This is a genomic window from Microbacterium sp. NPDC089188 (genome assembly GCF_040685155.1).
In the GTDB taxonomy this organism is placed as follows: domain Bacteria; phylum Actinomycetota; class Actinomycetes; order Actinomycetales; family Microbacteriaceae; genus Microbacterium; species Microbacterium galbum.
The window spans coordinates 17,795-31,300 of the sequence record NZ_JBFBHH010000005.1 but is presented as its reverse complement, the minus strand read 5'-3'; the positions used below and the strand labels follow the sequence as shown (position 1 = coordinate 31,300).

Annotated in this window: 13 protein-coding genes; 4 read left to right on the top strand and 9 right to left on the bottom strand. The window is 72.4% G+C overall.

The window, feature by feature from the left end:
• Positions 1-32: 32 nt before the first annotated feature.
• From AB0N80_RS16200 to AB0N80_RS16190, 3 genes are read right to left on the bottom strand one after another with little or no spacing between them, the layout of a single operon-like run.
• Positions 33-1,181, bottom strand: a complete 1,149-nt coding sequence (locus tag AB0N80_RS16200; protein WP_363579435.1) for an Mrp/NBP35 family ATP-binding protein — start codon at positions 1,179-1,181, stop codon at positions 33-35.
• The gene (locus tag AB0N80_RS16195) at positions 1,178-1,723 is read right to left on the bottom strand and encodes a DUF1003 domain-containing protein (RefSeq protein ID WP_315995381.1); all 546 of its coding nucleotides are present in this window, start codon (positions 1,721-1,723) and stop codon (positions 1,178-1,180) included. The genes AB0N80_RS16200 and AB0N80_RS16195 overlap by 4 nt, the downstream gene beginning before the upstream one ends.
• A complete protein-coding gene (locus AB0N80_RS16190) occupies positions 1,723-3,042 on the bottom strand; it encodes a CBS domain-containing protein (RefSeq protein ID WP_363579433.1) in 1,320 nt (439 codons plus the stop codon). The genes AB0N80_RS16195 and AB0N80_RS16190 overlap by 1 nt, the downstream gene beginning before the upstream one ends.
• Positions 3,043-3,113: 71 nt before the next feature.
• On the opposite strand from AB0N80_RS16190, the gene AB0N80_RS16185 reads away from it, so the two are divergent.
• Entirely contained in the window at positions 3,114-3,911 is a 798-nt protein-coding gene (locus AB0N80_RS16185) for a general stress protein (RefSeq protein ID WP_315995383.1), read from the top strand.
• 77 nt (positions 3,912-3,988) lie between these two features.
• Positions 3,989-4,594, top strand: coding sequence for an alpha/beta family hydrolase (locus AB0N80_RS16180; protein WP_363579565.1), 606 nt, complete (start codon positions 3,989-3,991; stop codon positions 4,592-4,594).
• 35 nt (positions 4,595-4,629) lie between these two features.
• On the opposite strand, the gene AB0N80_RS16175 is transcribed toward AB0N80_RS16180, so the two are convergent.
• From AB0N80_RS16175 to AB0N80_RS16165, 3 genes are all read right to left on the bottom strand, one after another.
• Positions 4,630-6,411: a gamma-glutamyltransferase gene (locus AB0N80_RS16175; protein ID WP_363579431.1), complete on the bottom strand. Its 1,782-nt coding sequence runs from the start codon at positions 6,409-6,411 to the stop codon at positions 4,630-4,632.
• A complete protein-coding gene (locus AB0N80_RS16170; protein ID WP_363579429.1) occupies positions 6,408-7,853 on the bottom strand; it encodes an aminopeptidase P family protein in 1,446 nt (481 codons plus the stop codon). The genes AB0N80_RS16175 and AB0N80_RS16170 overlap by 4 nt, the downstream gene beginning before the upstream one ends.
• 75 nt (positions 7,854-7,928) lie before the next feature.
• Positions 7,929-8,960: an endonuclease/exonuclease/phosphatase family protein gene (locus tag AB0N80_RS16165; protein WP_363392120.1), complete on the bottom strand. Its 1,032-nt coding sequence runs from the start codon at positions 8,958-8,960 to the stop codon at positions 7,929-7,931.
• Positions 8,961-9,152: 192 nt separating this feature from the next.
• Between AB0N80_RS16165 and AB0N80_RS16160 the strand changes: the two genes are divergently transcribed.
• On the top strand, positions 9,153-10,013 hold the full coding sequence (locus AB0N80_RS16160) for a PHP domain-containing protein (RefSeq protein WP_315995387.1): 861 nt from the start codon (positions 9,153-9,155) through the stop codon (positions 10,011-10,013).
• 74 nt (positions 10,014-10,087) lie between these two features.
• Here the strand turns inward: AB0N80_RS16160 and AB0N80_RS16155 are convergent, their stop codons facing one another.
• The gene (locus tag AB0N80_RS16155; RefSeq protein WP_363579427.1) at positions 10,088-11,542 is read right to left on the bottom strand and encodes a DEAD/DEAH box helicase; all 1,455 of its coding nucleotides are present in this window, start codon (positions 11,540-11,542) and stop codon (positions 10,088-10,090) included.
• Positions 11,543-11,691: 149 nt separating this feature from the next.
• On the opposite strand from AB0N80_RS16155, the gene AB0N80_RS16150 reads away from it, so the two are divergent.
• Positions 11,692-12,408 (top strand): ferritin-like fold-containing protein, encoded by a 717-nt coding sequence (locus AB0N80_RS16150; protein WP_315995389.1) that lies wholly within the window; start codon positions 11,692-11,694, stop codon positions 12,406-12,408.
• A 214-nt stretch (positions 12,409-12,622) separates the two neighbouring features.
• Here the strand turns inward: AB0N80_RS16150 and AB0N80_RS16145 are convergent, their stop codons facing one another.
• Both AB0N80_RS16145 and AB0N80_RS16140 read right to left on the bottom strand, forming a co-directional pair.
• Positions 12,623-12,907 carry a hypothetical protein gene (locus AB0N80_RS16145; RefSeq protein ID WP_363579425.1) on the bottom strand — a complete coding sequence of 95 codons (285 nt, stop codon included), beginning with the start codon at positions 12,905-12,907 and terminating at the stop codon, positions 12,623-12,625.
• A 10-nt stretch (positions 12,908-12,917) separates the two neighbouring features.
• Complete coding sequence (locus AB0N80_RS16140; RefSeq protein WP_315995391.1) at positions 12,918-13,142, bottom strand: DUF3107 domain-containing protein; 225 nt, start codon at positions 13,140-13,142, stop codon at positions 12,918-12,920.
• Positions 13,143-13,506 lie beyond the last annotated feature (364 nt).

Here is a 13,506-nt window from a genome sequence, read left to right as displayed (position 1 = left end):
GTCGGGACACCCGACCGCGCCGAGCCGAGCCGTCAGACGTTCAGGCGCAGGGGCTTGCCCGCCAGACCGCGGGGGCGGATGGCGAGCGCGGCGGCGGCGGCGTCGATCGCCTGCGCGGCGGGGTCGTCGGGCTGCGAGAGCACCACGGGTCGACCGTCGTCGCCGCCCGAACGCAAGGCCGGGCTGAGGGGGACGGATGCCAGCAACGGCACCGACGACTCATCGTCCGAGAGCGCGCGGGCGACCTCGTCGCCGCCACCCGCGCCGAACAGATCCAGAACGGTTCCGTCGGGGAGGGTCATGGCGGCCATGTTCTCGATCACACCGATCGGGCGCTGCCCGGTCTGCCGTGCCACGAGCCCCGATCGAACGGCCACCTCGGCGGCGGCGGCCTGCGGTGTCGTCACCACGAGCACATCGGCGTGGGGGAGCAGCTGCCCCACCGAGATCGCCACGTCGCCCGTCCCCGGCGGCATGTCGAGCAGCAGCACGTCGAGGTCGCCGAAGAAGACGTCGGTGAGGAACTGCTGCACCGTCCGGTGCAGCATCGGACCGCGCCACGCGACCGCGCCCGCGGCATCCTCTCCGGGGCGGCGGAGGAACATGCCGATCGAGATGACCTTCACCCCGTACGCCACGGGAGGCAGGATGAGGTCGTCGAGGCGGGTCGGTGCCGGCGGCAGGCCGTCGGTGTCGACGAGGCCGAGAAGACCCGGGATCGAGAACCCGTGCACGTCGGCGTCGATGAGACCCACCCGTAGGCCGCGCGCCGCGAGCGCGACGGCGAGGTTCGCGGTGATCGTCGACTTCCCGACGCCGCCCTTGCCGCTGGTCACGGCGATGACGCGCGTGAGGGAGTCGGGTCCGAAGGGCATCTCGCGCTTCGCGCGGCCACCGCGCAGCTTCTCGGTCAGCGCTTTGCGCTCGTCGGGCGACATGACGCCGACGCGCACGTCGACCGCGTCGACCCCGGCGACCGAGGCCGCGGCATCCCGGACGTCGCGTTCGATGCGATCGGCGGCGGGGCACCCCACGATCGTCAGGGCGATACCGACCTCGGCCACACCGTCGCGCACCGCGATGTCGCGGAGCATGTCGAGCTCGCCGAGGGGGCGTCGCAGCTCCGGGTCGGTGACGCCCGCCACCGCGTCGTGGACCCGGGCGGTCAGCTCGGCCGTCACGGGGTCGCCCGCGGCGAGGCCGGGCGCGCTCCCGTGTCGGGCTGCTCGTCGAGGCGCTCCAGGAGGGCCTTCAGCTCGGTGCGCAGCGTGTCCTTGGTGATGACCTCGTCGGTCAGGTCCCTCACCGCCATGCGCAGCGCGACGATCTCGCGTGCGAGGTACTCGGTGTCGGCGAGGTTGCGCTCGGCGCGCTGGCGGTCCTGCTCGATCTGCACGCGGTCGCGGTCGTCCTGACGGTTCTGGGCCAGCAGGATGAGCGGAGCGGCGTAGGACGCCTGCAGCGACAGCACCAGCGTCAGCGCGGTGAACCCGATCGCGGCCGAGTCGAAACGCCAGTCGTCGGGGGCGATGGAGTTCCACCCCATCCACAGAACGCAGAACATCGTCAGCGAGAGAAGGAACGTGGGCGTGCCCATGGCCCGGGCGACCCACTCGGTGAACCGACCGAAGCGGTCACGGGAGGGCTGCGGGGTGCGGGGGGCGAGCACGCCGGTGCGCCCGCGGGGCGCATCGAGGGCGGGCGTCTTGTTGTTGCGTGCCATCAGCGCCTCCTCGGGGTCTGCGGGATTTGGGTGGGGATGCTCTGCGTCTGCAGGGGCCTGACCGAGGTCGGGGGTTTCGGATCGTCGCTGTCGTGCGTGCGCCAGTCGTCGGGCAGCAGGTAGTCGAGCACGTCGTCGACGCTGACGCAGCCCAGCAGGCGATGCGCCTGGTCGACGACGGGGAGCGAGACGAGGTTGTAGCTCGCGAGCAGGCGTGCGACCTCGGCCGCCGTCGCGTCGGAGGGGACCGGCTCGAGCGTGTCGTCGATGATCGCGCCGAGGCGCTCGTGCGGCGGGTAGCGCAGCATCCGCTGGAAGTGCACCGTGCCCAGCAGACGCCCCGTGGGCGTCTCGTAGGGCGGGAGGGTGATGAAGACGGATGCCGCGAGGGCGGGGTGCAGCTCGTGACGGCGGATGAGGGCCAGGGCCTCGGCCACGGTGGCATCCGCTGACAGCACGATGGGCTCGGGGGTCATGAGACCACCGGCCGTGTCGGGGCCGTACTGCAGCAGGGCGCGGACGTCGTCCGCCTCCTCCGGCTCCATGAGGTCGAGCAGTTGCTCCGAGCGCGACTCGGGGAGCTGACCGAGGAGGTCGGCCGCATCGTCGGGCTCCATGGCATCCAGGATGTCGGCGGCACGTTCGTCGCCGAGCTGCTCGAGGATGTGCACCTGCTCGTCTTCGGGCATCTCTTCGAGGGCGTCGGCGAGGCGGTCGTCGCTGAGCTCCTCGGCGACTTCGATGAGGCGCTCCTCCGGCAGGTCGAGGAGCGTGTTGGCGAGGTCGGCGGGCTTGAGCTCGGAGTAGGTGGCGACCAGCTGCTCGGCGGACTGCGCCTCGCCGGGGGTCTGGTTCTCGCGCACCTCGCCCCACGCGGCGAAGGTGGTCGCCCCCTTGGCGAAGGGCGACGCGCTCGTGCGCGGGCGGCGCAGGAACAGCTGCCCCACGTCCCACTCGCCGAGGCGGTTGCGCTCGATCGCGACGTCTTCGATCACGGCGCCGCCCGAGCCGTCGACGAGGCTGACGCGCCGGCCGAGCATCTCGGCCATGACGCGCACCTCGCCGCCGCGCTGTTGGAAGCGACGCACGTTGATGAGGCCGGTCGTGATGACCTGACCGGCCTGTATCGAGGTGACGCGTCCGATGGACACGAACACATGTCGGCGCCCGGGGATCTCGACGACGAGGCCCACGACGCGCGGTGCGGCCGACGCGCGGTAAATTACCACGACGTCGCGCACCTTGCCCAAGCGGTCGCCCGCCGGGTCGAACACCGTGCAGCCCGCCAAGCGGGCGACGAAAACCCTTTGCGTGCTCACCGGTCCAGCGTAGTCCGCGCCTCATGCGCAACACCTCGGAACGCCCCAGGCGCGCGTGACAGGATGGTGAAATGAGTATGTTCGCGCAGCGCCCGGGTGCCGGTCGAGACGAGGTCGGCGAGAAAGTCGCCTCGTTCCCGACGTACGAGCAGGCCCAGAAGGCCGTCTCGTCGCTCATCGCGGGAGAGGTCCCCGCCCGCGACATCGCGATCGTGGGGTCGGGGCTGCGCTCGATCGAACGCGTGACCGGGCGTCTCGGCTACGCCACGGCCGCGCGCTCGGGCGCGCTGAACGGTCTCATGCTCGGACTGCTGTTCGCCTTCATCTTCGTGCTCGGGCAGCCCACCCTGCAGATCTCGCTGTTCGTCGGCGTGCTGCTCGTCGGCATGGCGCTCGGCATGCTCCTCAGCCTCGGCACGTACTCGATCGTGCGCCGTCGTCGCGACTTCGCGTCGGTGATGCAGGTCGCCGCCGATCACTACGACGTGTGCGTGGCGGCGACGAGCGTTCACAAGGCTCGGGGGATCGTGGGTCCGTCCGGCGCGCCGCGCACGGTCGTCTCGCGTCCCTCGGCGTCGCCGTCCGACCCGCCGCGGTACGGCGAACGCGTGACCCCCGGCTCGAGCGCTCCCGCCGCGCCGCCGCGGCCGCCCGCACCGACGGCGGCGCCCTCGGACGACGAACCGCCGCGATACGGCGAACGCATCGCGCCGCAGGCGCCGACGCCGCAGGGTGACGCGGCGGCCGACCGAGGAACGCACGGTGAGGAGAGGACGGCCGACGAGCCGACGCCCGCCGCACGCCCGGACGACGCTGACGCCTCCACCGCCAGCGGCACCGACCGCGGCTCGCGACCGACCGAGCGGTGAGCGCCGACGCAGCCCCTCCCACCGAGGCGGTCCGCATCGCCGTCGAGCTCCCGGCCGGCGCGACGGAGGTCTCGGGGCTGTGGTCACCGGCATCCGGATCCGACAGCACCGTCGCGCTCGCGCACGGCGCGGGCGCGGGCATGGAGCACCCCTTCCTCGCCGGGCTCGCCGACGCCCTCGTCGCGGACGGGGTGTCCGTGCTGCGGTTCGTCTTCCCCTACGTGGAGGCCGGACGACGGATGCCGGGACCCGCCGCGCACGCCGTGGCGACGTGGGCGGGCGTGGATGCCTGGCTCGCGGAGACGGCTCCGGGACCGTACGCGGCCGTCGGCAAGTCGTACGGCGGGCGCATGGCATCCGTCGCCGCCGCCGAGGGTGTCATCTCTCCCGCCGGACTCGCGTACCTCGGCTACCCCCTGCACGCGCCGGGGCGGGCCGACAAGCCCCGCGGCGCGCACCTGCCGGCGATCGGGTTGCCGCAGCTGTTCGTCGAGGGCGAGAACGACCCGTTCATCGACCCGCGCGAGCAGTTCGACGAGGTCGTGGGGTCGTGTCAGGACGCGCGGGTGCACTGGATCCCCGGGGGCGGTCATTCCTTCGAGGTGACGGGTGCCCGCCGGCCGGCCGACGAGATCGGCGCGGGGCTGGCGCCGGTGGTGGCGGAGTTTGTGCGATCGCTGTAACGGTGCGCCGGCGAGCCGCACCCCCCCCGTTCCGGTCAGCGACCCGCTGCGTAGCCTTGGGCGCCGCGCGGGTTCGCCGCGGCCCACAGCGTGCCGTCGGCGGAGCGTCCGACAGCGGTGACGCGCCCGAGCGACCAGTCGCCCGAGCGGTGCACCCGGTGTCCACGCTGCTCGAGGCCCGCGATCACCGCGGCACCGAGGCGATCCTCGACCGCGACACCCGCCGGAGCCCACGTGCGCGGCCAGAACGAGTCGACGAGCGCCGTCGTGTGCAGATTCGGGGCGTCGATGGCCTGCTGAGGGCTGTATCCCCCGACCAGCATGCGCAGCAGCACGGTGAGCTGCCACTGGTCCTGTTGGTCGCCGCCAGGGGATCCCAGCGCGACGACCTCGTCCGCGCGCGACATCAGCGTCGGGGTGAGCGTCGTGCGCGGACGGCGACCGGGGGTGAGTGATGCCGGGTGCCCCGGCACGAGCCACGTCGCCTGCAACCGCGTGCCCAGGCAGAAGCCCAGGGACGGGACGGTGGGGGAGGACTGCAGCCATCCGCCCGACGGCGTGGCCGAGACGACGTTGCCCCAGCGGTCGATCACGTCGATGTGGCACGTGTCACCGCGGGTCTGGCCCGACCGGTCGACGGTGGGCTCGCCGGTGGAGCCGTCGTTCACCCCGTGCGCGGTGCGCAGCGGCGGACGGACCGGGTCGCGGCCGTCGGGGGAACCCGGCCGCCACTGCGTGGAGGCCTCGTCGCCGATCAGTGCGCGGCGGGTGGCGACGTAGTCATCGGCGAGCAGGGCCTCGACCTCGACCGCGCCCCCGGCGTCTCCGAACCACGCGTCGCGGTCGGCGAAGGTCAGCTTCTGCGCCTCGATCACGAGGTGCGCCCCCTCGACGGTGGCGGGGTCGAGCTCGGCGTCATCGACGTCGTCGAGGAGCCGCAGTGTGTGCAGCAGCGCCGGTCCCTGCGTCCAGGTGCCGGCCTTGAAGACGTCCCATCCGCGGAAGCGCGCGGTCACCGCGGGTTCCCACCCGGCACGCCAGGATGCGATGTCCTCAGCCGCCAGGACGCCCGGGTGATCGGCGCCGTCGGCATGTCGGTGCGGCCGCGCGATGAACGACGCCGCCTCCGGGAGCACCTTCGTCATCCAGTGCTCACGCGCTGCGTCGATGCGCTCCGCGCGGTCGGGCAGGGCGGCACCGGCGATCACGAGCGCATCGAGCACGTCGGCCCACGCCGGGTTGGTCACGAGGGTGTCGGGCGCGGGCGGGCGGCCGGTCGGCATCCACCTCTCGGCGGACGTGGGCCAGTGGTCGCGGAACAGGTCGGCGACCCGCGCGATGGTCGTGGCGGCTCCCGCCACGAGCGGGTGACCGTCGCGGGCGTAGCCGCTGGCGAAGGCGAGGACGTCGCCGAGGTCCCACGTACCGTGGTCGCGCAGCAGGAGGAGCCACGCGTCGACCGCGCCGGGCACCGCGGCGGCGAGACCACCGGCGCCGGGCACGAGATCGAGGCCACGGCTGCGGAAGTGCGCGAGTGTGGCTCCGGCCGGCGCCGGCCCCTGCCCCATCAGCACGACGGGGACCGACGCGCCGGCGGGTCGGACGAGCGCGACGAGGTCGCCACCCGGTCCGTTCAGGTGCGGCTCGACGACGTGCAGCACGAACGCCCCGGCGACGGCCGCGTCGAACGCGTTGCCGCCGCGCTCGAGCACGGCCTGCGCCGTCGCGGTCGCCGTCCAGTGCGTGGACGCCGACATGCCGAACGTGCCCCGGAGGGTCGGCCGCGTCGTGAACGGCACCGGGGGCGTGAAGGTCATCGCGACTGCCGGGCGATCCACTCCTCGATCTCGTCGGCGGTGCGGGGGATGCCCGCCGACAGGTTCACCGGGCCGTCCTCGGTCATGACGATGTCGTCCTCGATGCGCGCGCCGATGCCGCGGTACTCCTCGGGGACCGTGAGGTCGTCGATCTGGAAGTACAGGCCGGGTTCGATCGTGAACACCATTCCGGGCTCCAGCAGGCCGTCGTAGTACATGTCGCGACGCGCCTGCGCGCAGTCGTGCACGTCGATGCCGAGGTGGTGGCTCGTGCCGTGCACCATGTAGCGGCGGTGCTGGCCGCCGGAATCGGCGTCGAGCGCCTCTTCGGCGGTCACCGGCAGCAGTCCCCACTCGGCGACGCGCGCCGCGATGACCTCCATGGCGGCCTCGTGAAGTCGACGGAACGGCACGCCGACCCGCGCAGCCGCGAACGAGGCGTCAGCGGCCTCGCGCACCGTCTCGTAGATGCGGCGCTGGATGTCGGTGAACGTGCCCGAGACCGGGAGCGTACGCGTGATGTCGGCCGTGTAGAGGCTGTCGACCTCGACGCCCGCGTCGATGAGGATGAGATCCCCCGGCTTCACGATGCCGTCGTTGCGCGTCCAGTGCAGGTAGCAGGCGTGGGGGCCCGACGCGGCGATGGTGTCGTAGCCCACGCTGTTTCCGTCGGAACGCGCACGCTGGTGGAAGACGCCCTCGACCACGCGCTCGCCGCGCGGGTGCTCGATGATGCGCGGCAGCTCGGCGACGATGTCGTCGAACCCGCGTCCGGTGACCTCGACGGCCAGCGCCATCTGCGCGAGCTCGTACTCGTCTTTCACCAGGCGGAGCTCCGAGACGAAGCGGGTGAGCTCGTCGTCAGTGCCGACGGTGCGGTCCTCGTCGCCGGGGGCGAAGTCGTCGAGGTGGGCGGTCGCGAGGCCGAGGTCGGCGGCGACGCCGTCGAGGGCGGGGCGCGGGCCGATCCAGAACTCGCCGATCGTGGCATCCGAGTAGAACTCGGCGGTGGTGCGGTCGGCGCGCTCGCGGAAGTACAGCACCGCCTCGTGGCCCTCGTCACGCGGCTCGAAGACGAGCACGGCGTCGGGCTCGGCGTCGCTGCCCCACCCGGTGAGGTGCGAGAACGCGGAGTGCGCGCGGAACGGGTAATCGCAGTCGTTGCTGCGCTGCTTCAGCCCGCCGGCGGGGACCACGACGCGCTGGCCGGGGAAGGCGCGCGACACGCGCGCACGACGACGTGCGGCCCAGGCCGCCTGCTCACGGGGCTCGGGCGTCGACGCCGGGTGCTCCGCCCAGCCGGTGGAGATCGTGTCGAGGAATCCGCGGGGGAACGGCGCCTTGCGATTACTGGGGGCCTCGAGGGCGACCTCATCGGTCTGCGGCTCGGCGGTCGTGGGCTCGGCGGGGGCGGTCGTGTCGCTGGTGGAGGGGGCGTCCATCGTTCCAGTCTCGCACCCGTCGCCCTCTCGTGCACGGATGCCGCCGCACCGGCGCGGGCGGGGGAGGAGCCGTACTCAGCCTCCGGTGCGTTCCAGCTGCACCACGATCGGCCGATGATCGCTGCCCGACCCGTCGAGGGAGCGCATGACGACCGACGCCGAGACGGTCCAGTCGGGCGTGGCCATGACGTGGTCGATCGGTGCGCCGAGGAGGGCGGGGGCATCGGTGGGCCACGTGCCCACTCCGCCGTTTCCGCTCTCGGACGCCGCATCGTGGCATCGGCCGAGCGTGCCGCCGTCGACACCCATCCCCGTCATGTGGTCGAGGGTGGCGTTGAAGTCGCCCGCGAGGATGACGTTGTCGCTCGCGCACTGGTCGGCGAGCCACTGCAAGTCGCTGCGCCACTGGGGCATGTACTCCTCGCGCGGAGCGACGGCGTGCGCGGCGACGATGATCGGACCGTCTCCCGACACGGGCATCGCCACAGCGCTCGGAACGGTCGAGGTGTTGCTCGACCCGTCGAGCGAGGACTGGATGACGGAATAGTCGCCCAGCTCGGGCCGGATCAGCACGGTGGTGGAGGTGGCATCCCACCCGGTGATGCCGTACTCGCCGTACTCCGCGTGGTGCGCCCACATCGGCTGCCCCATGCCGCGCATGAGCTCGGCGACCTCGGCCCCGGTGTCGATGGTCGTCTCCGGGAGGGTGACGACGTCCGCCTGCATCCCGACGGCGAACTGGGCGATCGTCTCCGCCGAGGTGGCCGATCCCGCGGTGTTCCAGGTCATCACGCGCAGGCTCGTGTCGGTCTTCGCAGGAAACCCTTCGGTGCCGAGCCCCCGCCCGGAGAGCAGGGCGACGTTGACCCCGCCCGCGATCCCCAGGATCAGCGCCAGCACCAGCGCGAGCGCGCGGATCGGCCGGATGAGCGCAAACAGCAGCATCAGCAGCGTCGCGGCGACCAGCACGGCCGCCAGAGCGGCGCGGAAGGAGATGATCTGCGCCAGCGGGAACGTCCGCTCGAGTCCGAAGGCCGACGGCCACGTCAGCACCGCAGCGCCCGCCGCGACGACGAGCGCGACGAGGAATCCGAGCAGTCGACGCACCCGATCGACCCTAGGGGAGCCGTCTGGGAGATCGACGGATGCCGGCAGGGTGCTGTCCGAGCGTCGTGACGGTCGAGGGGACGGGCGTGCGGACGGGGTGTCGTCGCCGCATCGGTGGGCGGCGCGGACCGGCAGCACGTCCCGGGCATGGACGCTGCGCCCGGGCGCGAGCCGGAGCGATACGCTCGACGGGTGCCACGCGATCGTCGATTCCTCGGACCGACCGATCTGCACCTGCACTCCTCGCACTCCGACGGCACGGAGCCGCCCGCCGAGGTCATGGCCGCCGCGCACCGCCACGGCCTGCGGACCGCCGCCCTCACCGATCACGACACGACCTCGGGCTGGGCCGAAGCCGCCGAGGCGGCCACCTCGCTCGGGATGACGTTCGTCCCGGGAATGGAGCTGTCGGCGCGGCACCGGTGGCGCAGCGTGCACCTGCTGGCCTACCTCGTCGACCCCGACGACGGGGCGTTGCGAGCCATGACCGATCGCATCCGTTCGTCCCGCGTGGATCGCGCGCAGATCATGGCGGAGCGCATCTCGCACGACTACGACATCGCCTGGGACGACATCGTCGCCCAGACGACCGACGGCGCGACCGTCGGGCGCCCTCACATCGCCGACGCGCTCGTCGCGCGCGGGATCGTGGCCGACCGCACGGAGGCGTTCGCCGGCATCCTGCATCCGGCCGGCGACTACTACGTCGCCCTCTACGCCCCCGACCCCGTCACGGCGGTCGAACTCGTCGTGGGTGCCGGGGGCGTGCCGATCATCGCCCACCCGGCGGGGCGGGCGTTGCTGCCCGACGGCGTGCTGCGGGCGATGCTGGACGCGGGACTCGCGGGCTTCGAACTCGCGCACCGCGAGAACCTGCCCGAGCCGACCGCCCTGTTGGCGGACCTCGCCGCCGAGCGCGACCTCATCGTGACCGGGTCGAGCGACTACCACGGACTCGGCAAACCGAACGTGCCCGGCGAGAACACGACGGCCGACGACATGGTCGCGCGCCTCTTCGCGCGCGGTCGCGGATCGGTGCCGGTCTTCCCGTAACCCGCGGCTCCGGCGGACCCAGACGCCGAACGGCGCCGCCCCCGAGGGGAGCAGCGCCGTTCGGCGAGTGTGCGTCAGGCCACGGGAGCCGTCGGGGTGCCCGAGCTGCCCCCGCCGCTGCGACGGCGGCGACGGCGGCGCGGGGCCGCGTTGCCGTCGTGATGCTCCTTGCCCGCTCCGTCGTGCGTCCCGGCGCCGCCCTCGGTGCGCGGGGCACCCTCGCCGCCCGCCTCGCCGGTCGACGATCCGCCACGACGACGGCGACGGCGCGGGGCGCGGTCGCCCTCGGCATCCTGGCCCTCGGTCTTCTTCTCGACCTGCTTGGGCGTGACGGCCTTCGGCGCGGTGACGAGACGGCCCTTCGTTCCCTCGGGGATGTTCAGGTCGGTGTAGAGGTGCGGGCTCGACGAGTAGGTCTCGGTGGGCTCGGGCTGGCCGAACTCCAGAGCACGGTTGATGAGCGCCCACTTGTGCACGTCGTCCCAGTCGACGAAGGTCACGGCGATACCGGTGTTGCCGGCGCGGCCGGTGCGGCCCGCGCGGTGGAGGTAGGTTTTCTCGTCGTCGGGGATCGTGTGGTTGATCACGTGGGTGACGTCGTTGACGTCGATGCCGCGGGCGGCGACGTCGGTCGCGATCAGCACGTCCTTCTTGCCGGCCTTGAACGCGGCCATCGAGCGCTCGCGCGCCTCCTGGCTCATGTCGCCGTGGACGGCGGCGGCGTTGAAGCCGCGGTCGCCCAGCTCGTCGACGAGCTTCTGCGCGGCGCGCTTGGTGCGGGTGAAGATGACGGCCTTCTCGCGACCCTCCGACTGCAGGATTCGGGCGATGACCTCGTCTTTGTCGAGCGAGTGCGCGCGGTAGACGAGGTGCTTGATGTTCGCCTGGGTGAGTCCCTCGTCGGGGTCGTTGGCGCGCATGTGGATGGGGTTCGACATGAAGCGGCGCGCGAGGGCGACGATCGGCCCGGGCATGGTCGCCGAGAACAGCTGCGTGTGACGGACGGCGGGGACCTTGGAGAAGATCTTCTCGATGTCGGCGAGGAAGCCGAGGTCGAGCATCTTGTCGGCCTCGTCGAGAACGACCTCGGTCGCGTTCGAGAGGTCGAGCAGACGCTGGTTCGCGAGGTCGATGAGGCGGCCGGGGGTGCCGACGACGATCTGCGCACCGGCCTTCAGCTGGTCGATCTGCCCCTCGTACGCCTTGCCGCCGTAGATCGCGACGACGCTGGTCGAGCGGTTGCTCGTGAGCATGTCCATGTCTTCGTAGACCTGCACCGCGAGCTCGCGGGTGGGGACGACGATGAGCGCCTTCACGCCGGGCTCGGGGTCGAGACCGAGGCGCTGGACGACGGGGATGCCGAAGCCGAAGGTCTTGCCGGTACCGGTCTTGGCCTGGCCGATGATGTCCTGTCCGGGGAGGCCCAGGGGGATCGTCTGCTCCTGGATGGGGAAGGCATCGACGATGCCCTTCGCTGCCAGGGCATCGACGATGTCCTGATCGATGCCGAGCTCGGCGAATGTCGTCATGTGCGTGCCTGTTCCGGCGGCGAGAGACCGCCTGGGGGAGTCGTATCCACGCCTCACTCGTCCACAGGCGCGGGGTCCCGATCCATCGCCGGGACGTGTCCACTCTACCCGGCGTGTCTCCGCGGGCCCCGACGCCTAGGCTGTCGTACGTGTTCGCGTGGTTACGTCGTCGTCAGCGCCCGGTGGGTCGCACGCTGCAGTTGCGGTCGCGAGGGGACCTCGGCGAGGCGATGCGCGTCGACTTCGCGGAACTCGCGCCCGACGTCGAGACCTTCCTCGGCCAGGCGGCCTATCTGCAGCTGGGGTTCTTCGAGACCCTGAGCGAGTTGATCGCCCTCACGCCCGAGCTGGCGGAGAAGGAGTCCCTGTCGCGCGCGGCCGGCGCGGCGCTCATCAAGCACCAGGAGCTCGTCGCGGTCATCCGTGAGCGCGGTGCCGATCCGACGCAGCTCATGCTGCCCTTCCGCGAGTCGCTCGACGCCTTCCGCCGCAACACCCACGGCGTCCGGCCGCAGGAGACGATGCTCACCGTGCACATCACGGCGGGGCTGCTCGACGACTTCTACCTCGCGCTGTCGTCGAGCTACGGCGACACGGGACGCCGCGTCGCCCGCATCCTGCAGGCCGATGACGACCGTCAGGCGATCGTCGACATCCTCGGCGCCACGATCGAGAGCGACGAGGAGTGGCGGTGGCTGCTGGCGCTGTGGGGACGACGTCTCGTGGGCGACACGCTCCTCGTCGCTCGGACGGCGCTGCGCCACGGACACCTCGACCGCGCCGAGGAGGCCAAGGTCGAACCCGTCTTCAGCGAGCTGATGGGCGCGCACGCCCGGCGGATGGATGCCATGGGATTGGCCGCCTGAGGGCGCGCGGCCCAGCCGTGTGGCCTGGGCGCGCGGCACCCGCGACCCTCTGAGCGCGTGTCGCACCGGTTTCGAGCGCGTCGGCCGCGATGTCCGGCGTCTGGGGGCGGGTGGGTGCGCGGCATCCGGAACGACCGATCGCTCGGCGGTGGGGGTTCCGGCGGGCGCGGTGCGGGCTTCGAAAGGGCGGGGCGCGAGCGCCTTCGCCGAGGGTTCAGACGGGCAATCGCGAACGGTCGGCGTCGTCGTGCGCGAGACGCGAACGCGTGACGAGGGTCACCAGCAGCACGGTCGTGACGACCGGCGCGATCACGGCAAGCACCCAGGTCAGCGGCGAATCGCCGAGGCCCGCCCACGTGAGGACGGTCCAGACGACGCCGGCCGACGACGCCCCGGCGAACGGTGCCAACGCCGCACCGCGCAGGTGCCGGCCGGGGAGCGCGACGTGCGCGGCCAGGCCGATCACCGCGCCGATCAGGAGACCGAGCAGGATCTGCACGGCGGGAAGGTCAGGCGACGAACCCGACGCGACGCGACTCTTCGGTGCCGAGTTCGACGAAAGCGAGGTTGGCGGTCGGGACGAGGTAGGAGTTGCCCTTCACATCGGTGAAGGTGACGTGGCTGGCAGAGCTGTCGAGGGCCGAGGCGATGGTCGACTTGACGACGTCGGAGCTCTCGTTCGTCTCGAAGTTCAGCTCACGGCCGGTGTTGATGATGCCGATGCGGATCTCCACGATGCGTCCTTTCCCCGCGGGCCGCGGTCGGCCCGGCGCGTGATTCGACTCTAGGGCAGGGTTCCGACACCACAGCCCGTCACGCGGGGCGCTTCGCGGACGGCGAACGCGGCGCCTCCCGGCACCGTCCGGGGCCGGGTGACTCGGTGGGCTCGGCTCCGAGCGGCCGGTGAGGTCCGCCCCGCTCCGGCCGCCGCGGCCCGCCCTGCTCCGGCCGCCTCGGCCCGCCCTCCTCCGGCCGCCTCGGCCCGCCCCTGGCGGTCGCCTCGGCCCGCCTCGGCCTGGCCGCCGCGGCCCGTCCCGGCCCGGCCCGGCAGCGCGCCCGCCGGCCGCCGCGGCCCGTCCCGGCCGACGTGGGAGACCG

Bases quoted from the DNA above. Each gene is read 5' to 3' on its own strand.
- AB0N80_RS16175 (WP_363579431.1), bottom strand. From the start codon at position 6,411: ATGACCTTCACGCCCCCGGTGCCGTTCACGACGCGGCCGACCCTCCGG.
- AB0N80_RS16185 (WP_315995383.1), top strand. From the start codon at position 3,114: ATGAGTATGTTCGCGCAGCGCCCGGGTGCCGGTCGAGACGAGGTCGGC.
- AB0N80_RS16155 (WP_363579427.1), bottom strand. From the start codon at position 11,542: ATGACGACATTCGCCGAGCTCGGCATCGATCAGGACATCGTCGATGCC.
- AB0N80_RS16170 (WP_363579429.1), bottom strand. From the start codon at position 7,853: ATGGACGCCCCCTCCACCAGCGACACGACCGCCCCCGCCGAGCCCACG.
- AB0N80_RS16195 (WP_315995381.1), bottom strand. From the start codon at position 1,723: ATGGCACGCAACAACAAGACGCCCGCCCTCGATGCGCCCCGCGGGCGC.